This window comes from Anaerotignum sp. (genome assembly GCF_030625865.1).
In the GTDB taxonomy this organism is placed as follows: Bacteria; Bacillota; Clostridia; order Lachnospirales; family Anaerotignaceae; genus Chakrabartyella.
In genome coordinates this window covers 51,080-72,713 of sequence record NZ_DAOUQB010000007.1, presented here as the reverse complement: position 1 = coordinate 72,713, position 21,634 = coordinate 51,080, and the positions used below count along the sequence as shown (strand labels likewise).

General features: G+C 39.5%; 22 protein-coding genes. 13 read left to right on the top strand and 9 right to left on the bottom strand.

Going from position 1 to position 21,634, the window contains the following annotated elements; genetic code table 11:
• Positions 1-106: 106 nt before the first annotated feature.
• A complete protein-coding gene (locus P9Q65_RS03555; RefSeq protein WP_304507867.1) occupies positions 107-1,492 on the bottom strand; it encodes an aminotransferase-like domain-containing protein in 1,386 nt (461 codons plus the stop codon).
• A 100-nt stretch (positions 1,493-1,592) separates the two neighbouring features.
• Here P9Q65_RS03555 and P9Q65_RS03550 point away from each other — a divergent pair, with 100 nt between their 5' ends.
• Positions 1,593-2,069, top strand: a complete 477-nt coding sequence (locus P9Q65_RS03550) for a peptide deformylase (protein WP_304507865.1) — start codon at positions 1,593-1,595, stop codon at positions 2,067-2,069.
• 12 nt (positions 2,070-2,081) lie between these two features.
• On the top strand, positions 2,082-2,765 hold the full coding sequence (locus tag P9Q65_RS03545) for an aspartate/glutamate racemase family protein (RefSeq protein WP_304507864.1): 684 nt from the start codon (positions 2,082-2,084) through the stop codon (positions 2,763-2,765).
• Positions 2,766-3,019: 254 nt separating this feature from the next.
• On the opposite strand, the gene P9Q65_RS03540 is transcribed toward P9Q65_RS03545, so the two are convergent.
• Both P9Q65_RS03540 and thyA read right to left on the bottom strand, forming a co-directional pair.
• Positions 3,020-3,514 carry a dihydrofolate reductase gene (locus P9Q65_RS03540; protein ID WP_304507862.1) on the bottom strand — a complete coding sequence of 165 codons (495 nt, stop codon included), beginning with the start codon at positions 3,512-3,514 and terminating at the stop codon, positions 3,020-3,022.
• Positions 3,515-3,527: 13 nt separating this feature from the next.
• Positions 3,528-4,358 carry a thymidylate synthase gene (thyA, locus tag P9Q65_RS03535; protein WP_304507860.1) on the bottom strand — a complete coding sequence of 277 codons (831 nt, stop codon included), beginning with the start codon at positions 4,356-4,358 and terminating at the stop codon, positions 3,528-3,530.
• Positions 4,359-4,650: 292 nt separating this feature from the next.
• On the opposite strand from thyA, the gene P9Q65_RS03530 reads away from it, so the two are divergent.
• The 6 genes from P9Q65_RS03530 (at position 4,651) to P9Q65_RS03505 (ending at position 10,557) form a co-directional block, all read left to right on the top strand.
• Positions 4,651-5,883: an ABC transporter substrate-binding protein gene (locus tag P9Q65_RS03530; protein WP_304507858.1), complete on the top strand. Its 1,233-nt coding sequence runs from the start codon at positions 4,651-4,653 to the stop codon at positions 5,881-5,883.
• A 205-nt stretch (positions 5,884-6,088) separates the two neighbouring features.
• Entirely contained in the window at positions 6,089-6,976 is an 888-nt protein-coding gene (locus P9Q65_RS03525; protein ID WP_304507857.1) for a branched-chain amino acid ABC transporter permease, read from the top strand.
• 3 nt (positions 6,977-6,979) lie between these two features.
• Complete coding sequence (locus P9Q65_RS03520; protein ID WP_304507855.1) at positions 6,980-8,068, top strand: branched-chain amino acid ABC transporter permease; 1,089 nt, start codon at positions 6,980-6,982, stop codon at positions 8,066-8,068.
• Between the two features lie 28 nt (positions 8,069-8,096).
• The gene (locus tag P9Q65_RS03515) at positions 8,097-8,903 is read left to right on the top strand and encodes an ABC transporter ATP-binding protein (protein ID WP_304507879.1); all 807 of its coding nucleotides are present in this window, start codon (positions 8,097-8,099) and stop codon (positions 8,901-8,903) included.
• A gap of 1 nt (position 8,904) precedes the next feature.
• On the top strand, positions 8,905-9,609 hold the full coding sequence (locus P9Q65_RS03510; protein ID WP_304507878.1) for an ABC transporter ATP-binding protein: 705 nt from the start codon (positions 8,905-8,907) through the stop codon (positions 9,607-9,609).
• Positions 9,610-9,738: 129 nt separating this feature from the next.
• Positions 9,739-10,557: a MerR family transcriptional regulator gene (locus P9Q65_RS03505; RefSeq protein ID WP_304507854.1), complete on the top strand. Its 819-nt coding sequence runs from the start codon at positions 9,739-9,741 to the stop codon at positions 10,555-10,557.
• A 152-nt stretch (positions 10,558-10,709) separates the two neighbouring features.
• On the opposite strand, the gene P9Q65_RS03500 is transcribed toward P9Q65_RS03505, so the two are convergent.
• Both P9Q65_RS03500 and P9Q65_RS03495 read right to left on the bottom strand, forming a co-directional pair.
• A complete protein-coding gene (locus tag P9Q65_RS03500) occupies positions 10,710-12,062 on the bottom strand; it encodes an MATE family efflux transporter (protein WP_304507852.1) in 1,353 nt (450 codons plus the stop codon).
• A 291-nt stretch (positions 12,063-12,353) separates the two neighbouring features.
• Positions 12,354-13,055: a redox-sensing transcriptional repressor Rex gene (locus P9Q65_RS03495; protein WP_304507876.1), complete on the bottom strand. Its 702-nt coding sequence runs from the start codon at positions 13,053-13,055 to the stop codon at positions 12,354-12,356.
• 139 nt (positions 13,056-13,194) lie between these two features.
• Here P9Q65_RS03495 and abc-f point away from each other — a divergent pair, with 139 nt between their 5' ends.
• The 5 genes from abc-f (at position 13,195) to P9Q65_RS03470 (ending at position 19,964) form a co-directional block, all read left to right on the top strand.
• Complete coding sequence (gene abc-f, locus P9Q65_RS03490) at positions 13,195-15,114, top strand: ribosomal protection-like ABC-F family protein (RefSeq protein WP_304507850.1); 1,920 nt, start codon at positions 13,195-13,197, stop codon at positions 15,112-15,114.
• Between the two features lie 19 nt (positions 15,115-15,133).
• Positions 15,134-15,802, top strand: coding sequence for a hypothetical protein (locus P9Q65_RS03485; RefSeq protein WP_304507848.1), 669 nt, complete (start codon positions 15,134-15,136; stop codon positions 15,800-15,802).
• A gap of 290 nt (positions 15,803-16,092) precedes the next feature.
• Positions 16,093-18,021, top strand: coding sequence for an ammonium transporter (amt, locus tag P9Q65_RS03480; protein WP_304507847.1), 1,929 nt, complete (start codon positions 16,093-16,095; stop codon positions 18,019-18,021).
• On the top strand, positions 17,993-18,640 hold the full coding sequence (locus P9Q65_RS03475; protein ID WP_304507846.1) for a response regulator: 648 nt from the start codon (positions 17,993-17,995) through the stop codon (positions 18,638-18,640). The genes amt and P9Q65_RS03475 overlap by 29 nt, the downstream gene beginning before the upstream one ends.
• Positions 18,641-18,749: 109 nt before the next feature.
• Positions 18,750-19,964, top strand: a complete 1,215-nt coding sequence (locus P9Q65_RS03470) for an ammonium transporter (RefSeq protein ID WP_304507844.1) — start codon at positions 18,750-18,752, stop codon at positions 19,962-19,964.
• A gap of 238 nt (positions 19,965-20,202) precedes the next feature.
• On the opposite strand, the gene P9Q65_RS03465 is transcribed toward P9Q65_RS03470, so the two are convergent.
• The 4 genes from P9Q65_RS03465 to lepB all read right to left on the bottom strand — a co-directional run bounded on the left by P9Q65_RS03465 (position 20,203) and on the right by lepB (position 21,630).
• Complete coding sequence (locus P9Q65_RS03465) at positions 20,203-20,409, bottom strand: DUF1858 domain-containing protein (protein WP_304507843.1); 207 nt, start codon at positions 20,407-20,409, stop codon at positions 20,203-20,205.
• An 87-nt stretch (positions 20,410-20,496) separates the two neighbouring features.
• Positions 20,497-20,700: a PF20097 family protein gene (locus P9Q65_RS03460; protein ID WP_304507842.1), complete on the bottom strand. Its 204-nt coding sequence runs from the start codon at positions 20,698-20,700 to the stop codon at positions 20,497-20,499.
• Between the two features lie 12 nt (positions 20,701-20,712).
• Positions 20,713-21,090: a hypothetical protein gene (locus P9Q65_RS03455; RefSeq protein WP_304507840.1), complete on the bottom strand. Its 378-nt coding sequence runs from the start codon at positions 21,088-21,090 to the stop codon at positions 20,713-20,715.
• 15 nt (positions 21,091-21,105) lie between these two features.
• A complete protein-coding gene (gene lepB, locus P9Q65_RS03450; RefSeq protein WP_304507839.1) occupies positions 21,106-21,630 on the bottom strand; it encodes a signal peptidase I in 525 nt (174 codons plus the stop codon).
• Between the last annotated feature and the right edge of the window lie 4 nt (positions 21,631-21,634).

Sequence of the window (21,634 nt, the reverse complement as noted above, 5' to 3'; positions counted from 1 at the left end):
TATCTCATATTTTCCACCTCTCCAAGATATATTCGGGTAACCATCCACGCGTCAAACGCGTGGTTTTTTTATGTGGGCATAGCCCTCTCCTCCCTATCCCCTAGAGTTATTTTAATATATTTTTTATGATTTTCAATCCTTTTTCTAGGTCCTCCCTATTGTGAGGCGTACTAATTGCTAACCTAACAGCTGGCTCAACTATTGCACTTCCCACAATGAAACGTTCACAGCAAAATACTTGAACCCCATTTTCTTTGGCAACCGCCTCAAACTGTTTCCCTGTCCATTTAGGGGGGAGCCTCAGCCATCGAAATTGAGAATTTGCTTCCCCTTTGATCGGGAAATCGGACAAATATTTATCAACTAATTTATTGCGTCGTTGCAATTCTATTCTTTTTTCCTGAATAATTTTTTGTGCTACCCCAGTTTCTATCAGTTGAGAAGTAATTTCCACTTCTAATGGCGCAGCCATAACATTAATATCGCTATTTCCTTTCTTTATTTGCTCTGAGTAAGATGATGGCATTGATAAAAATGCCACCCTCAAACCAGCAGAAAGAGAATTGGAAACCGTGGAGATATAGATGCACTGTTCTGGAACCATACTTGCAACGGCAGGATATTTTTTATCAGATAAAAATGAATAGGTTGCATCTTCTATGCAAATCAAGCCATATTGCTTAATAACAGTTGATAAATCCCAGCGCTCTCGTTCACTCATAAAGTGAGTCGTAGGATTGTGGTGATCCGGTATAATGTAGATCCCCTTTATGTTTTCGTTTTTACAAAGCTGAACAAGATAATCAATATTCATTCTCTGCCCTGAATAAGGTATGGGTATCAGTTGTATTCCCAAAGAATTAGCAATGTTCTTAATTCCGGGGTAAATAACAGAATTTGTAACAATTTTATCTCCAAAACGGAAAAGAGAAGTCAATATAATTGCCAAAGAGTTTTGTAATCCAGATGAAATAAGAATATTCTCAACAGGGACTTTTAAGCCAAATTGAAAAAGCCAGTTCTGTCCACTTAGTTTATGGCCAAACCGCCCTGACGTTTCGGTATACTCCAAAAGATTAGTAACGTTGGTTTTTTTAATAATTTGTTTCAAAACTTGTACAACATATTTGTTCTGATTGTATAACGGATGGGATGCACCCAAATTAACGCAATGCTCTAATCCGCACTGATCCAGCATCGGAAATTTTGACAAAACATCTGAAGATATATATGTTCCCCGCCCTACTTCGCCTGAAATCAAGCCCTTTGCTGTACACAATTTAAATGCACGGGCAATTGTGCTTAAATTTACATCCAAATAATCAGCAAGTTCCCTTTGTGGAGGCAGTTTGTCATTTGGATTTAATTGTCCATTGCGCACATCCATTTCAAGCGCCTGTGCTACTTCAATATATAGGGGAATATCTCCCCCTTTACGGATTTTGGGCTTCCACGACATAGGATAGTTATCAAAAGAATTAACAGGCATCATTTCTCCCACCTTAAAATTGTTATGCAAACAATTTTATCATTGATGGCACACAATATCAAGAATATACTATATTTAGAAAATAACAAAAAGGAGGAATATTATGAAAAGAGAAATCTTGCAATTAGGAAATCCAAAACTGTACGAAATCAGTAATCCTGTCGAGAAAGACGACCTGCCGCTATTCCCCCCCATTATTCAAGATCTGCATGATACTTTAATGGCATTTCGTAATCAATATCATGTTGGTCGGGCTATTGCTGCCCCACAAATTGGGATTCAAAAGCGAATTTTGTATATGTGCATTAACGAGCCTATCATCTTTATTAATCCAGTATTGGAATTTGTTGGAGAGGACAAGATGGAGGTTATGGATGATTGTATGTCTTTTCCAAACCTTCTGGTGAAAGTACGGCGTAACAAAAAAATCCGCATTTTATATTGTGACATGGAATGGAAAAAACATGAGATGTTATTGGAAGGGGATTTATCCGAGCTTTTGCAGCATGAATATGATCACTTAGACGGTATACTTGCAACTATGCGGGCAATCGATAATCGCTCATTTTATTTAAAATAAGGAGATATAGAAATGAAAAAGATTGGCATTGTTGGTGGAATTAGTTCTGCATCAACGCTCCATTATTACAAGACACTTCATGACCTATTCTATCAGCGGTATCACCATTACTATTATCCGGAAATGGTAATTGACAGCTTAAATTTTCAATACTTCACAGACTTGGAAAATGAAAATAGAATGGCTGAATACAAAGATTATATTCTTCATAGCTTCCATACTCTAAAAAGAGCTAAGGCAGACTTTGCAATTATGGCTGCAAATTCACCTCATTCCATTTTAGAAGAAATTCGTGGAGATATTCAAATTCCGGTACTTAGCATTGTTGATGCTGTGGGAAAAAAAGCACAATCTCTAGGTCTAAAAAAATTACTTTTAACTGGTATTGCCTACACCATGCAAAGCAGTTTTTACGAAACCGGACTTATGAAATATGGAATACAGGTAATCACCCCAACTCCGGAAGAACAAGAAATTATTAACCAGATTATTTTCTCCGAATTGGTCATCAATTTAATCCAAGAGTCATCACAAAAGACATTTTTAAAAATCATTTCGTCTTATTCAGTTGATGGTGTTATTCTAGGCTGTACGGAACTTCCACAGTTGGTTTCACAGGGAGATACTGATATTTGCCTTTTAAATTCCTTGGAAATACATTGTCAAGAAACGATAAAATATGCGTGTGAAGATTAGGAAACACAATTCCGGGGAAAACAATATGTGCACTTCGTATGAGCAAAACTATTTATGTCGTTAAGGCTCATGTTAAAACTCCCGTGGTTATTTTATTCTTTGCAGTTAGCTGACTATAAATTTTATTATAACGAAGGGAGTCCCTTTTTCGCCTCATCGCCGTAGGCTTTTTTGAACCACGCGTCTAACGCGTGGTTTTCTTTTCCACAACAAAAGGGGTGTCCCCAAAGACACCCCTTTTACTCGTTATGCTTTTATTTACTTTTTTTCTGATACAGCACAAAAGAAAATTTCACACCGTTATCCTCTTGCTCTTCCCCTTCCTCCACAATCTCCCACTCCAAAAGAAGGTCTAGGTTAGGGAAATAAGTATCTGCCGGAAAAGTATCATGTATTTTTGTTACATATGCTTTGTCACAATATGGCAAAAGTTGTTGATAAATACTGCCTCCTCCAGCCACAAAAACGTCTTTCTCACCAAAACCCTCTAAGACACAGGGTAATTCTTCTATACTGTTGCAAAAGGTAACCCCTTCAGCTTTGTATTCTAAATTTTTGGTTAAAAGCACGTGCTCCCGATTGGGTAAAGGCTTTTTCTTAGGAAAAGATTCCAATGTTTTTCGACCCAAAACCAATACATTTCCCGAGGTAATAGACCGAAAACGCTTCAAATCCGTTGAAATACGGCACAACAAATCCCCATCTTTTCCAATTCCCCACTGGTCATCCACCGCAACGATTAAATTCATATCATCCCTCCTATCATATTGCCACAGGCACTCTTCCAATGGTCTTACCATGTTGGTAATCTTCCACAATAAAATCCTCCACGGTAAAATCATAAAAATTCTTTATTTCCGGATTCAACCGCACCTTAGGTGCTGGAAATTTTTCTCTTTGAATTAATTCTTGAATCATAGGAATATGTCTGTCATAAATATGCATATCACTAATAACATGAACCAATTCTCCCGCCTTTAAACCACTTACTTGGGCAAACATCATTAAAAGCGCAGAATATTGAACCACATTCCAGTTATTCGCAGCCAAAGTATCTTGAGAACGTTGATTGAGAATTGCATTCAATTTATCCCCTACCACATTAAAGGTCATACTGTATGCACAAGGCTCCAAGCCCATTTCCATTAAATCCGCAAAATTATAAATATTCGTCATGATTCTGCGGGAATAGGGCGTATTTTTCAATTGCCAAAGCACATTATCAACCTGATCCATAGTACCATGCTTAAAGGTATAGGGTACGCCAAGCTGATAGCCATAGGCCTTACCGATGGAACCGGTTTCATCCGCCCAAGAGTTCCAAATCTTACTGTTTAAATCGTGAATATTATTGGACTTTTTTTGCCAAATCCATAAAATTTCATCAATAGCAGCCTTCCAATTGGTTGCCCGCAATGTCAAAAGAGGAAACTCTTCGGAAAGATCATAGCGGTTCACAACGCCAAAAGTTTTTATGGTATATGCAGGCGCACCGTCTTCCCAATGAGGGCGAACCTTTTCATTTTCAGTTGAAAATCCCTTTTCAAGTATTTCTGTACAGTTTTTAATAAAAATAGCATCCGCTTTGCTCATGTTTTTCTCCTCCTGTTCTGTAAACTCCAAATTGTTTTGGAATCCGTTTTTTATTATATAGGAACGGCATGTGTTTTTCTACCTCTTTTACGAAAATAATTCAGCATAGCTTCGTAGACAAAAATACGTATTTATCTGAAAAAAACGTTGTATATATTGCCTAATAATCCAATTTGTGGTACACTCTTGTCAGCGATGTGAAAATCATTTGTCTATGTATCAAAGACACACATCGACAAAAACAGCTTTTTGTCCTTGATGGACGAAAAAACCTTAGGGAGGTCGTAATATTATGAAAAAGTTTCTTGCTTTAACCATGTCAGCAGTATTGATGTTGTCTCTGGCAGCTTGCGGTGGCAATGCTTCCGATGACAGTGCAGCAAACAATGAAACCGCTGCAACAGGCGTTGCTATTGAAGGCGACACCATTAAAATCGGCGTTTTTGAACCCACAACAGGGGAAAACGGCGGCGGCGGTATGCAGGAAGTACTGGGTATGCGCTATGCAAACCAGCTATATCCTACCGTTGATATCAATGGCAATACATACAATATTCAATTAGTAGAAGTTGATAACCAGTCTGATAAAACCGCAGCGGTTACTGCAGCCCAGTCCCTAATCAGCTCCGGCGTTGTTGCTGTTTTGGGTTCTTATGGCTCCGGTGTTTCTATTGCCGCAGGTCAGACCTTCACTGATGCACAGGTTCCTGCAATCGGTGCTTCCTGCACAAACCCCCAGGTAACTTTGGGCAATGACTTCTATTTCCGTACTTGCTTCTTAGATCCTTTCCAGGGAACTGTAATGGCTTCCTATGCCATGGAACAGGGCTATACAACAGCAGCCCTCATCAGCCAGAACGGTGACGACTATTCCACAGGCCTTGCTGCATTTTTCCAGCAGGCATTTGAAAAAATGGGCGGTACCATCGTTGCAAACGAAACATATCAGACCAACGAATCGGACTTCAATGCAATCTTGACTTCTATAAAAGCAGCTAACCCGGATTGTATCTTTGCTCCTTCCTCTATCGCAACTGCAACATTGTTGTTGCCTCAGGCACAGGCAAACGGTATTACCGCACAGATTATTGCCAGCGATACTTGGGAAAACGAAACAATCATTAATGCCGCAGGCTCTGCTGCGGAAGGCGTTGCCCTTTCCACCTTCTTTGACGAACATGATGAAACAAACCCTGTTGCAAAAGAATTCGTTACAGGCTTTAAAGAATATTTAAACGGCAATCCTCAGAACCTGACTTCCAACGGCGGTTCCGACGGCGTTGCAGCTGTTTCCGCTTTGGGTTATGACGCATATATGTCCGTATATGAAGCTCTGAAAGCTTTGGATGGTGCTGAAACCCTGAATTCCGTGGCTCTGAGAGACACATTAAAAGCAGTATCCTTCAATGGTGTAACAGGCGCAATCTCCTTTGATGAAAATGGTGACGCTATCAAGAATGTAGCTTACATCAAACAAATCAAAGACGGTAAGTTTGCCTTCTTGAAGACACAGTCTGCTGAATAATATCTGTTAGGGAAAATATTCCCTTGGCACAATCATTAAAACCAATTTGCCGGGAGGAGTTCAGCCTCCCGGTACTTTTTTCTGTAGGTGTGGCTTGTGAAGGTTTGCAAAGGAACCAAAAGGGGTTCCTATTTACAAAGGAAACCTTCCCTTTTTAAACCTTTTCAAGCCGCTAAATCAACTATTTTTGTCTGGAGGTTTAACCATGACAACAAACGCATTTTTACAATATTGCCTAACGGGCATCTCTATCGGTGGCATTTACGCCTTAATTGCCATCGGCTATACCATGGTATATGGTATTCTGCGCTTAATTAACTTTGCCCATGGGGATATTTTTATGATGGCAGCTTATTTTATGATTTTCTCCATGGTAAATTTCGCTTTACCTTGGTATGTTGCAATTATTGTAGTAATAACTGCAACCGTTATTCTGGGTGTTACCATTGAAAGAATCGCCTATAAACCTTTAAGAAGCGCACCTCGTATGTCTATCATGATTTCAGCCATCGGTGTTTCTTACTTTTTGCAAAATGTGGCTACATATTTATTTTCTGCTTTACCAAAACCCTATCCTGCCATTGGTTTTTTAACAAAAATCATTTCTTTTGGCGGTATTTCCACCTCTGTGGTAACCTTCATCACTCCAATTTTAACGTTAGCTTTTGTATTTATTTTAATGCAGTTAATTAATCATACCAAAATCGGCATGGCAATGAGAGCCGTTTCCAAAGACTTTGAAACCTCTCAGCTGATGGGTATTAAAATTAATCGTGTTATTAGCTTCACCTTCGTGATCGGCTGTTTTTTGGCTGCAATCGGTTCTGTTCTTTATTTCACACCACGTCCCTCCGTATACCCTCTGGCAGGCTCTCTGCCCGGTTTAAAATGCTTTATTGCAGCAGTATTCGGCGGTATCGGCTCCGTTCCGGGGGCGGTTTTAGGCGGCTTTATCATCGGCCTGTCCGAAACCTTTATTAAGGCTGCCGGTTATTCCGAGTTCAGCGATGTATTTACGTTCATTTTATTAATCGTTATCCTACTAATTAAGCCAACAGGTTTGTTCGGCGAAAAAATAACTGAGAAGGTGTAAAACATGACAGAAAAAAAGAAAACACAATTAAAAGTCCTTTTTTCTTTGATTGCCCTTTTGGTATGTGCAGGTATGTTATTTTATGTAAATCATTATACTAGGCCTACTTTTATGCTCCGTACCGTATTGCAATTGGGGGCAATTTATGCACTTGTGGCAGTCTCAATGAATTTATTAAACGGCTTTACCGGTTTGTTTTCCTTAGGGCAGGCAGGCTTCATGGCAATTGGTGCCTATACCTTTGCCATTTTTACCATTCCCGTGAAAAGCCGTTCCGGCGTATACTATCTCTACGGTGTGGCCGATTGGCTTTCCAATATTCAAATACCCATCTGGGCAGCAATTATATTGGCAGGCTTGGTAGCTGCAATTCTTGCGGCAATCATCGGTGCCCCCGTTCTTCGCTTAAAAAGCGACTATTTTGCCATCGCCACTTTAGGCTTTGCGGAAATCGTCCGCATTATTGTGGGTAGTTCCCCCATGAATCGTATCACTAACGGTTCTTTAGGGCTAAAATTAATTCCTAAATTCAGCAATTTTTACTTTCCCTTTATTGTTGTGGGAATCTGCATTTTAATTGTCAGTCTCTTGATTCGTTCTTCCTACGGCCGTGCTTTTAAAGCAATTCGTGAGGATGAAATCGCCGCCGAGGCAATGGGCATTAATCTTGCAAAACATAAACAGCTTTCCTTTATTATCAGTTCCTTCTTTGCAGGGATTAGCGGCGCACTAATGGGAATGTATTTGGGCGCAATCACCTCCACAACCTTCAATGTTACCTTAACTTACAACATTTTGCTGATTGTTGTCATCGGTGGTATGGGTTCTATCACAGGAAGTATTATCTCGTCCTTTCTCGTCATCGCCGCAAGAGAATGGTGGCTTCGCTTCTTGGATATGGAAATCTTCATTGGGAGTTTCAAAGTTCCCCTGTTAAAAAGCGGCTTTCGTATGGTTGTTTTCTCTCTCATTTTGATGATTGTAGTATTATTCTTCCGCCGTGGCATTATGGGCACGAATGAGTTGAATTGGAATTTCATCATAAACCGTTTAAATAAAAAGAAAAAAACGGGAGGTGAAAGCTGTGAGTGAAAAAGTCCTTTCCGTGCAAGACATTACCATGCAGTTTGGCGGCGTAGTTGCCGTAAATAACCTTTCTTTGGAAGTACACAAAGATGAAATCGTTTCTCTCATCGGGCCGAACGGAGCGGGGAAAACAACGGCATTTAACGTCATTACCGGCGTTTATGCCCCTACCAACGGCGCTGTTGATTTTGAAGGGAAGAATATTATTTCCAACTACCCAAGGGGTAAAATGGAAAAAATGTACGCCGGGGAAAACAAAGGAAAATACAAAAAAGTAACGGAACCCACTCCCGATAAAATTACAAAATTGGGAATCGCCCGTACTTTTCAAAATATCCGTCTTTTTAAAGAATTGACCGTTTTGGAAAACGTATTGATTGCGAAACATATGCGTATGAAAGCAAACATCTTTGCTGATACTTTCCTTCTGAATTGGAAAGAAGAAAAAAAGATGAAGGAAGATTCTCTGGAACTTTTGCGCATTTTGGATTTATATGAACTGAAAGATGAAAAATCAAGCTCCCTTCCATATGGCAAGCAACGGCATTTGGAAATTGCCCGTGCTTTGGCAACCAATCCATCTTTACTTTTGTTGGATGAGCCTGCGGCAGGCCTAAATCCTCAGGAAACCGATGAGCTGACGGAGTTTATCCGAAAAGTGAGAGATCATTTCCATCTTACGGTTTTCATGATTGAGCATCATATGAATCTGGTTATGGATATTTCAGACCGTATTTATGTAATCGATTTTGGTAAAATGATTGCAAACGGTACACCCAATGAGATTCAAAATAATCAGAAAGTAATCGACGCATATTTGGGGGTGGCTGAAGATGAGTAATATTTTAGAAATTAAAAATCTGGTGGTCTCCTATGGTGGAATCGAAGCCGTAAAAGGAATTAATATGGTTGTTCCTGAAGGGGAAATCGTTACTTTAATCGGCGCAAACGGTGCCGGAAAATCCACCACCCTAAAATCCATTTCCGGGTTGGTAAAACCAAAGCAGGCCTCCATTCTTTATAAAGGGAAGGAAATCGTTGGGCAGTCCCCTGATTTTATTGTCTCTCAAGGGATTACCCTGGTACCTGAAGGACGAAGGGTTTTTCCCAATCTTACTGTTTTAGAAAATCTGAAAATTGGTGCTTATCTGCGAAAGGACAACTTAAAAGATGATTTAGAATATGTTTTTACTCTATTCCCCCGTTTGCGGGAAAGAGAATGGCAAATGGCAGGTACCCTTTCCGGTGGTGAACAACAAATGTTGGCCGTTGGTCGAGCATTAATGAGCAGACCAAAGGTAATTATGATGGATGAACCCTCTTTGGGTCTTGCTCCTTTGGTTGTAAAGGATATTTTCAACATTATCCAGACAATCAATAAAGAAGGCATTACCGTTTTGCTCATCGAACAAAATGCAAATATGGCTTTAAAAATTGCCCATAAGGCTTATGTTATTGAAACAGGAACCATTACCATGGAAGGTACTGGGGATGAGCTTTTGGCAAACGAAGAAATTAAACAGGCATATCTAGGAAAAACAAAATAAAAAACCCCCCCTTTTGCAAAAATCGGCAAAGGGGTTTTTTTATAAATTATAAAATTCCTATTGACTCTCTCATTATGTAATACTCTATACTGAATTTGAGCTCAAAAATACCACGCGTGAGGTGATAAAATGCTTAAGATAGGTGTGTTTTCAAAATTATCCAGGATTAGTATCCGAATGCTTCGTCATTACGATGAAATCGGCTTGTTGGAGCCCGAAACCATTGACTCCTTCACTGGGTATCGATATTATAGCGAAACCCAACTCCCTATTGCGGAAAGAATTACGTCCCTGAAAAATATGGGGTTCTCTTTAGCCGCAATCATAGAAATTATGAAAAACTTTGATAATCCGGAAGCCCTCTCTCAATTTCTTGCTGTCAAAAAGACTGAAGTTATGGAAGAGGCCGAGGATATCAACCGCCGATTGATTCTTTTGGAAACAACCATTGCCAAACTCAGAAAGGATGAAACAGCCATGACCTATAGTGTATCATTAAAAGAATTACCGGAAAGATATGTTGCGAGTGTTAGACAAATTATCCCCTCTTATGATCAAGAAGGGATGCTCTGGGGTATTTTAATGGAAGAAACCGCCTCTTTGCAAATACAGGATGGAGAACCTTGTTATACCTTAGCAATCTTCCATGATGGAGAGCATAAAGAGTCTGACGTAGATGTAGAAGTACAAAAATCTGTAAAAGGCACTTACCCCAATACAGAGCACGTTGTATTTAAACACGTAGCTCCCATTTCAATTGCCTCCGCCACTTATCAAGGCAGTTATGATAAGGTAAACGAGGTCAATGAGGCCGTAGCAAATTGGGTAAAGGATAATGGCTATGAATTTAATGGTCTGTCGTTCTGTATTTACCATGTAAGTCCCTACGAAACCTCCAACAGCAACGAATGGGTAACCGAGGTTTGCTACCCCGTGAAAAAAAGATAAGGACAAAGCTCCCTTTTACAGCCGAAAAGGTTAACATAATAACATAAGGTGCGCCCTTTAAAAACACTTTTATCATATAGAAAAAGCCCGAATTGCCAGTATACAAAAGCAATGGGGCTTTTTCTGTTAATTTGAAATCAGGAGAATCTTTTTTAAATTTTATGAAGCTGCCACTTTGTGCCGCGGTAACGTACAATGAAAAATAATGCCCTTACACACCAATCAATAATCATAGCAACCCAAACACCAAATAGCCCCATTCCAAAATAAACACCTAAAATATAGCTAAATACAATACGGAAAACCCACATAGAAAAAATAGACCAAATCATGCAGAATTTTACGTCATTTGCCGCACGTAGGGTATTTGCCAGAGGAAAGGCCTCCGGCCATATCATCGCTGCACAGATGCCGTGAAGCCATGCAATTTCCGTTGCCAGCTGAGTTGCCCGTGGAGAAAGGTGATACAGTGCCAAAATCCAAGGCAAAGCTACTAAAATGACCACATTAAAAACGATAATTAAAATATGAATCAGCTTTAAAATTTTTCGGGTATAGTATCTAGCCATCTCGTAGTCCCCTGCTCCTACACAACGAGAACAAACTGTGACAAGGGCCATACTGGCGGCCATACCTGGCATAATTTGGAACGTAGCAATAATATTGCCCACTGCATTTGCCGCAATGGCTGCTGTGCCAAAACCTGTTACCATACTCAAAACCATGATTTTTCCCAACTGGAACATACTGTTTTCTAACCCATTTGGAATGCCGATAAACGCTATCTTTTTAAGCATTCCTTTATCCAAACGAAAAGAAAAGGGTCTGGAAAGGTGGAGCAAATGCTCTTGTCCCCGCAATAACAGGATGATTCCCCCGGCGGCTACAATACGAGATGCCAATGTGGCAAGGGCCGCCCCTTTGACCCCCATCCCAAAGCCAAAAATTAAAATCCCATTCCCACCAACATTAATTGCATTCATCAGCACGGAAAGAAACATAGGAACCTTTGAATTGCCCATAGAACGGAATATTGCCGCCCCTGCATTATAAAGGGCAATAAAGGGAATAGAGGCCGATACAATCATCAAATATGTATGTGCGCTTTCCATTACATTTGCCTCAATTTTCCCAAAAACATCATGCAAAATAAAACCTCTTGCTAAATATATCCCAGCTGTAATAACAAAAGCAGAAATTGCCGTTAAAAGTACCAGCTGATCTGTGGCCTGGCAAGCCTTTGTTCTGTTATCTTGCCCTAAGTATTGCCCGGCAACCACCGCACCTCCTGTGGCAAGGGCGCCAAATAAATAAATCAATAATACAAAAATATTATCCACCAAAGAAACACCGGAAACAGCATATTCCCCCACACTTGCAACCATAATGGAATCCGATAAGCCCACCAAAATTGCTAAAAATTGCTCAATTACAATGGGTATGATCAGTCTCCTTAAATCCCCATTTGTAAATATATAAGATTCCTTTTTTTCTGACTTTGCCATAAGCCTTTTAACTCCCCAAAATAACTATTCAATAAAAATACCATAAGTCAACTTCTCAATTCAATGATTTTTACCCTTTCTTTAGCAAATATTTTTTCAAGAACCAAGTACGATTCCTTTTTTTGTTAAATAAATAACAACTATGCAGAGCCACAGAATTTTCCTTACACTTTATTTTACTTATTTTGGTTCCCAACGTAATACAGAAAATGAAAACGTAATATTAACAACCGGTAATCTCCCTTTTTATAAAATAAAAACTGCCCTCAACAGAGCAGTTTTTGTACAATATTAATCTCCAACTTCAAGCTTTGGTTTAATTGGTAATCCATTGGAAAGATGGTTTAATTCATTTTCCTCGGTGTACATTTCATTTATTTTGTAAATCAAAGTCATTAAACTATCTGTGAGATGCACATTTTCTACCAAAACATCATCAGGAACCTGTAAATCCACGTGGCTGAAATTCCACATACCCTTCACGCCCCACTTTGCCAAGTCATTGGCAACCTTTGCCGCCTTTGAGCGAGGCAGTGTAAGTATTGCAACGTCTACAATATTATTCTTGAGATATTCTTCCATTTGATCTACGTCATATACCTCAATGCCACGGATGGTCATGCCAATAATACGGGGGTTAATATCAAAAACAGCTTTAATCACAAAACCTCTTTTTTCAAAGTTGGTATAATTTACCAAAGCCTGCCCAATATTGCCGCCTCCGACTACAATCATATTATATAACCTATCCAACCCCAGAATCTTCTTTATTTCATTATGAAGATACTCCACGTTGTAGCCGTAACCCTGCTGACCAAAACCTCCGAAATTGTTTAAATCCTGGCGTATTTGGGAGGCGGTAATGTTCATTTTTGCACTCAGCTCTTTTGATGAAATTCTGGTAATATCGCTCTCCAAAAGATCGCCAAGATAGCGGTAATATCGTGGAAGCCGATTAATAACCGCCGGCGAAATTTTCTTTTCACTATCCATTTTATCCAAATCCTCTCCTTGTCAACTTAAATTCAGTATAGCACTCCTGTTATTTTATTGTCAACAATAACTCTTTTATTATTCCCATATTTCTGCTATGATTGTACTTATATCCCCAGAAAAAACGGAGGACAAAAAAATGATACTAGCATGCAAACAATTACACAAAGCATACGGCATTGATGTCGTTTTAGACAAAATTACTTTCCACTTAGAAGAAAAAGAAAAAGCCGCCATTGTCGGAGTAAACGGTGCAGGTAAAACAACCTTATTTCGAGTATTAACCGGAGAAACCTCAGGAGACGGCGGCGAATTTTATATCAAGAAAGATGCTACCCTAGGATACATGGCACAGAATCAGCAAATCGAAAGCAACCGCACAATCTATGAAGAAATGCTATCGGTTTTCGAAAAAATTTTAGAAACCGAAAAGCTTCTTCGTGAAATGGAAAACGAAATGGGGGCTCTCACCGGACAAAAATTGTCCGACAAGATGGAGGAATATTCTCGTTTACAACACTTTTTTGAGCAAAATGACGGATATAGCTATCAAAGCCGTCTGCGAGGCGTTCTAAAAGGATTGGGTTTTTCTGAATCTGAATTTAACCGTCCCCTTTCCCAACTTTCCGGGGGACAGAAAACCCGAATTTATCTGGGCAAGCTTTTGCTCTCTAAGCCCGATCTTTTACTTCTGGACGAGCCCACCAATCATTTGGACATTGCTTCCATCGAATGGCTGGAAGACTTTCTCAGAGGGTATGAGGGGGCTGTTTTAATTATTTCTCACGATCGCTACTTCTTAGATAAAATTGTTACAAAAGTAGTAGAACTCGAAAATAAAAAATCTAATGTATATAACGGAAATTATAGTTTTTATTTTAATCAAAAAGAAATAAACAGAGAGATTCAACAAAAAGCTTTTGATACGCAGCAAAAGGAAATTAAACGCCAAGAAGAGGTTATTCGTACCCTTCGCGCTTTTAATCGGGAAAAATCCGTTAAGCGCGCCGAAAGCCGAGAAAAAAGATTAGAAAAAATAGACCGTGTCGATCGGCCGGATTCCCTGCCTGACCATATGCGCTTAACTCTAACCCCCTTTATTACAAGCGGTAATGATGTGCTTCATGCGGAAGGGCTTTCTAAATCTTATAGTGGTAATAAAATATTCCAAAATGTAAATATAGATGTAAAACGAGGAGAAAAAGCCGCAATTATCGGCCCCAACGGAGTAGGAAAATCTACATTATTCAAAATGCTCCTGCGGGAAGTTTCAGAAGACTCGGGAACAATCCGTTTTGGCACCAATGTTCATGTCGGCTACTACGATCAGGAACAGCAAAAACTGGATGAAACAAAAACAATTTTCGCCGAAATTGCCGATACCTACCCTAACCTTACAGCGGGACAAATCCGAAACGTTCTAGCTGCCTTTGTTTTTACCAATGATGATGTATTCAAGCCCATTTCTGCATTAAGCGGTGGGGAAAAAGGCCGTGTCTCCCTGGCAAAAATCATGCTTTCCAAGGCAAATTTACTCATGCTGGACGAGCCTACCAACCACTTGGATATGTTCTCTAAGGAAGTCCTGGAAGATGCTTTGAACTGCTATGAAGGAACCGTTGTCTATATTTCCCATGACCGTTATTTTATTAATAGAACAGCAGAAAAAATTTTAGAATTAACTCCAGACGGCGTAGTACAGTATACGGGAAATTACGATTATTATTTGGAGAAAAAAGCTGAACAGACACGAAACGAAGCTGAAAAAGCAAAAGAAGCAGGAATCACCTCTCCAACATCTATCCTTGCTTCTGCCAGCGAAACAAAAGCTGACTGGTTGAAGCAGAAAGAACAACAAGCAGCAGAACGAAAATTAGCGTCAAAAATTTCCCGTTTGGAACAGGAAATAGAAGAAACTGAAGAAGCAATTGCAAAAGCAGATGAAGACATGGCTTTAGCCAGCGCCGACTACAGCAGGGCTCAGAAAATTTTTGAAGAAAAGACCAAACTAGAGAAAAAATTGGAGTTACTCTACGCACAATGGGAGGAACTGCAATAAACAAAGGAGGAAATAAGAAATGCGAATCTTATATGTTTTTGTGTTATTATTTATTGCCATTCTTTTGGGAGCGGGCAAAATTTTTGGTGAAAACTCTCAAATTTTGTTTTACTTGATTATTTTTGTAATGGGTTTGGGCGTTGTTTATTACGCACACTGGTTTAAAAAATTCGCCCAAAAAGTGAATTCTCTGATGCCTTTGATTGAATCCGATCCGGATACGTATATTGAGGAAACGGAAAAATTACTCCAGGGAAAACGCCCCAATAACATTCGTTCCATGTTAATCATGAATATTGCTGTTGCTTATATGGAAAAAGATGATTTTGTTACGGCAAAACAAAAACTAAAAAGCATCAATGGCGGTGCATTAAAAAAAGCCAACGGTGCCGTTTATTTCTTAAACCTTGCTTATGTACTCATACATCTTGAAGAAAATCAGGATGCTTTGGAAATAATCAAAAAATATAAAAAGCGCTTTCTTGGCCTTCCCATGGGTGGAAACTTACCACGCCTCATTGCTTTCGTGCAAATTTTCGAAGCAATACAGGATGGGAAATGGGATGATGCCGCGGAGCAAATGAAAATAACCAAGGAAACTTGGCCCGACAAAGTGACCGGTGTTGATTTCAGCCTTTTGGAGAAACAACTGGCGGAACATAATGCGGCAAATAAAATACAGGCATAATGATAACCATTAATTTTATGATGGTAACGTTTTAAACAATTAAATTTTTTCATTCCTATCAAAGCAGTCCCATTCCTGGGACTGCTTTTTTATTCTCCATATATTTCTCTACATAATCCATTTCTGTTGGTCTTCTTTTGGCTACCATCGAAGACATATTCTAAAGCTCTTTCCCTGTTATCCTCCTTTTCCTTATTTGTGATTTTTTTGTAAAAACTAGAAGTTTGATGATATAATGATGAAAGAAACCGATTTTACCAGGTGAAATTGGGGAATAAAGGGATGATAAAATGAACGGACTTGACCATATGTGGGTACTGATTTGCGCATGCTTTGTTTTTTTTATGCAGGCAGGATTTGTATGCTATGAAGTGGGCTTTGTGCAATCAAAAAACGTGATTAGTGTGGCAATTGAAAATATTATTGCTTTTGTTGTTGCGGCTTTGTCCTTTTTTCTTGTTGGCTTTGCCTTTATGTTTGGAAAGACCTCATTAGGACTAATTGGGACAAACCACTGGTTTCTTTCAAATTTAAATAGCAATTATGATTATGTCTTTATTTTTTATCAAATGATGTTTGCGGGTACATCTGTCACAATTTTTTCCGGCAGCATGTCTGAACGAACAAAACTAAAGGCCCTTGTCATTGCCGCTGTTATTGTAGGTACCATAATTTATCCTGTTTTCGGCCACTGGGTTTGGGGCGGCGTATATATGGGACAGCCAACTTTATTGTCACACTTAGGGTATACAGATTATGCAGGCGCAACTGTAATCCATTCCACAGCGGGATGGATCGCCTTGGCAGGCACAATTGTTGTAGGTCCCAGAAAGGACAGATGGGATAAGGATGGAAAACCCAAGCGGCTGCTTCGTTCTAATATTCCCTTTGCAACCCTTGGTACCTTTATTTTATGGTTCAGCTGGTTTGGATTTAACGGAGGTAATCTATTACGATTTGAGGATAAAATAGGCTTAATTCTTTTAAATACCAATTTTGCAGCATCCGCAGGAGTCATTGGTGCCGTTGTAACCACTTATATCCTAGCAAAGGATCAGAGCATGATGGAGTCTATTTTTAGCGGTGCTTTGGGGGGATTGGTTGCCATTACAGCAGGCTCTGACATCTTGACGCCCGTTCAATCAATTTTTGTAGGGTTCCTCACCGGTTCCACCGTTGTACTGGGGAGCCTTGTATTAATGAAACTTAAGATTGATGATACCGTCAATGCCGTACCGATCCATGCCTTCGGGGGGACATGCGGGGTAATCCTGTGTGGGGCTTTCCAGTCAACGGAAGCCTTGACCACGGGAAGGACCCACCATATATTAATACAAATTTTAGGGGCTGGGATAAATTTCGTCTGGGCATTTGGCGTAGGCTTTCTCATGTTTTATCTCATCAAAAAAACAGTGGGCATCAGGGTTTCCGAGGAAGAAGAAGAAAAAGGTCTGAACATCGTTGAGTTTTCTGATTATAATTCATGGATGCAGCATATTCAGGAAAAACGTTATGAAAATTTAACTCAAGATTTAAATGAAACAATTGAAAAGCAAAATATAATTTTAAAACGTCAAGCCTATGTTCTTGCTGCAACACAGGAAAAGGAACGGGAAAAAATAGCCCGAGACCTACACGATGGCGTGGGACAATCTTTGGTTGCATTAAAAATAAACCTTGGATTAATACATAATTCCACAAAGGATGAGGCACTGAAAGAACAAACATCCAAAACCATAAAGCTTGCAGACAGTACCATCGAAGAAATTCGCAATGTAATGTATAATTTAAAACCCGTGGGCTTAAACCAAGACGGTTTGGCAAAAAGCATACGAAATCTTTGCAATAAGCTAAACGAAATCGGCAGTATTCGCTTCAACTGTAAAATAGATGATCATTTACCTCGGTGGGATGAAACCGTCGAAATGAATATTTACCGCATCATACAAGAAAGCCTTACGAATATCATAAAGCATTCCGGCGGAACGGAAGCCTATGTAAATATGCTAATTTTAAATGATAAAATAATCCTGCTCCGCATTTCTGATAATGGCAGTGGCTTTGACATATCCAGTGTAAGCCGGGGAATCGGGCTAAACTCTATCAGAGAAAGGGCAGATATGATAAGCGCCGCATTATTTATTGAAAGTGAAAAAGGCGTAGGAACAAGAATAATTATGGAGGTGCCTTATGAAAAAAATCAAGGTATTTTTGGCTGATGATCATAAAATTCTTCGACAGTCATTAGTGATTCTGCTTTCTCAGCAAGAAAATATTGAAGTGGTTGGAGAGGCCGCCGATGGCGTAGAAGCATTTAAAAATATTCTAGACTTAAAACCTGACATAGCCATATTAGACATTTCCATTCCCAAGCTCAACGGAATTGATCTGGCAATTAAGTTAAAGCAGTCATCCCCAGAAACTAAGAATATTATTCTTACCATGCATAAATCCGAAGAATTTGTCATCATGGCACTGCAAGCAGGGGTAAAAGGATATGTATTGAAAGATAATGCTCTGGAGGAGTTGATTCAATCCATAGAAACAGTAGATAACGGGAATATTTTTCTCTCTCAGGGAGTAACTCAGCTTGTTGTAAATGGTTATTTAAATAATCTTCCTAGTGATCAATGCCAATCCACGCCCATTTCATCCAGAGAAAGAGAAGTCCTACAACTCCTTGCAGAGGGGAAATCCAATAAAGAAATATCCGACCTTCTCTGCCTAAGTATCAAAACAGTCGAAACCCACCGTTCCAATATTATGCACAAACTCGGTTTTAAAAGTATTATCGACCTTGTATTATATGCCGTAAGAAATCATATCATTGAACCTTGATTATAAAAAATACAGTCGATATCGACAAAAAATACAGAAATTCCTGTATTTTCATTTTACACTCCATCCGCTATCATAAAGTCAAAACAAAAGGATGGGAGTGTTAAGAATGATTAATTCTGGAAACACCGCATTTGTATTAATTAGTGCCGCTTTGGTATGTTTAATGACCCCAGGACTTGCATTTTTTTATGGCGGGCTGGTAAGACGGAAAAATACCCTGTCAATTATGACACAGTGTTTTGTCTCTATGGGCGTTGTTACTGCCATCTGGGTCGTATGCGGTTTCAGCCTGGTCTTCGGGCCGGATGTTCATGGTCTCATAGGAAATTTGGATTATGCTTTCCTAAATGGCGTAGGGATGGCTCCAAACAGCACCTATGCCCCTACGATACCTTTTATCGTATTTTTTATTTTCCAAGTTATGTTTGCAGTCATTGCGCCGGCATTAATTACCGGAGCATTTGCAGACAGAATGAACTTTAAGAGCTATTTAATTTTACTGGTTTGTTGGAGTTTTCTGGTTTATATTCCTGTTGCCCATTGGGTATGGGGCGGAGGATTCCTTCAGCAAATGGGCGTAAAAGACTTTGCAGGAGGCCTTGTCATTCACCTAACTGCGGGAATTGCGGCTATGCCCTGTGTGCTTTTCATCGGAAAAAGACACATCATGCCGGATGAAGATCAAAGTCCTCACAACATTACCTATGTTGCTCTGGGTGCAGGGCTGATTTGGTTCGGCTGGTTCGGATTTAACGGCGGAAGTGCCTTGGCTGCCGATGGTGTGGCCGCAATGGCATTTGTCAATACAGGTATCGCCGCCAGTATTGCTATGGTAACTTGGCTCATCATCTCCTGGAGACAGGAAAAGAGTCCCAGTTTAATCGGAATGCTGACAGGCGCCGTAGCAGGTTTGGTATTAATTACACCCGCCGCAGGCTATGTACAGCCTTGGGCAGCCATCCTAATCGGTATCATTTCCAGTATTGTATGCTACTTTGCAATACAAAAGAGAAAAACATGGGGCTGGGATGATGCCCTTGATGTTTGGGGCATTCATGGGGTCGGCGGCATTGCGGGAAGCATACTGGTTGGTGTGTTTGCGGAAAGTCAAATCGGGGGATTCAGCGGCCTCATTGAAGGAAACACCCATCAGTTGATAATTCAGCTTTTTTCAGTGCTTCTTATAGCCGCTTATAGTTACGTGGTAACATACGCACTGTTAAAAGTCATCAATGCTTTTGCGCCTGTCCGCGTTTCCAAAGAAGTGGAAATTCGTGGACTTGATTTAAGTATTTATAATGAACAAGCATATAAAATTTAAAACAAGAAATTCCTTGGTTAAAAAGGTTAAAAAGGAAAATTTCTTTCTTGGTGTCAAGCTATGGTATCGCTTGACACCTTTTTCATTTTTTTATATAGAAATTTTTTTATCCAATAAAAAAAACCCTTCTTCATAGTATTGAACAATACCATAAAAAAGGGCAATCTTATTTCTCCCGCATTCAATTTTCCGTTGTTAAAACAATTTGTTTTTCCTTTTACAGAAACAAATCCTGTATTTATTTCTCTTTGTTTTCGAAAAAACCATTAATATCACTTAAAAGCTTTTCAATGTCCATGCCATGTACCATACTAGCCTCTTCCAAAGTTTCCCCTGCTGCTGAGGGGCAACCAACACAGTGCATACCATTTTCCATCAAAACCGCACCTACGCTTCTGTCCATCATTAAAAGTTCACCAATTGTCATATCTTTTGTTGCCTTCATGTCACATACCTCCTTATTATTATAATGATTTATTGTATTAAGTATTCTACCATAAAGAATTCAAAATAAATCATACTTTGAATTTTTTTATGTCGGGTTCTCGGGAATATCTAAAACTAATTTGCGACAGTAAGGGCAAATTTCTCCCGTTAATTTTGTACCGCCCATATAGCTTTTGGCCAATAGATATTCTCTCTTTTTTCCCCTTTCATCCTCTGCCTTCCACATGAAATATCTTCCCGATTCCAAATAACCCGGGGTCATTTCTTCACCGCAAAAAGGACATTTCATACCTATCATCTCCTATTCTGACGCCACAGCAGAAGCCGGAACCTTAGATACGCCTGTGACTTTTCCATCCGTAAAGGTAAAAATCAAAAATTCTTCCTCGCCATCTTCATTTCCAAACAAGCCTTTTGGTGTACCCAGATAGTAAATCATTTCATCATCTGTTTTACGCTCCGGTTCCCCCAAATATTCTATCAAATCTTCTTGAGGAAGGTTATCGACAATGGTACGATCAAAAAAATTATCTAAAATTGCCTGCCGACTGTTTCCCTCATAGTTTTCCCATTTTTCTTTGGTAAAATTCTTATGACTGTTCCACATTTGTCCGCCAATAAAAGCCACAACCACCAAAAAACCCAGAAAGATCAGTAGCAGTTTGTCCTTTTTTTTCATACCATTCCCTCCAACTCAAGAAATCCATTTGAAACCCTTGAAGTAGCGAAATTTTACTTTCCCTAAAATTTCATCCGATTCTACATATTTATTATCCCAAAAACGAGCATCCAGAGATTTGTTTCGATTATCTCCCATCATAAAGTAACAACCTTCCGGCACCTCATAAGGCCCAAAATTCCCTTGGGTTATTTCTTTTATATAAGGCTCCTCCAATGCTTCATCATTTACATAAACATTGCCGTTTTCCACTTTTACTACATCTCCACCCTCGCCGATAATACGTTTAACAAACAACGTTTTACCTTCGGGGTCATCCGGATAGCGGAAGATAACCACATCTCCCCTTTGTGGTTCCTCAAACCAATATGATGTTCGAAGCCCCATAATACGGTCTCCTGTCATAATGGTATTTTCCATAGAACCGGTGGGAACCTGCGCGTTTATAATTAAAAATCTGTTCATTAATCCGGCTAATATCACAGCCAAAAGAATCGTTTTAATCCAGCTGATAACTTCCTTTTTTACCGTACTGCTCACATAC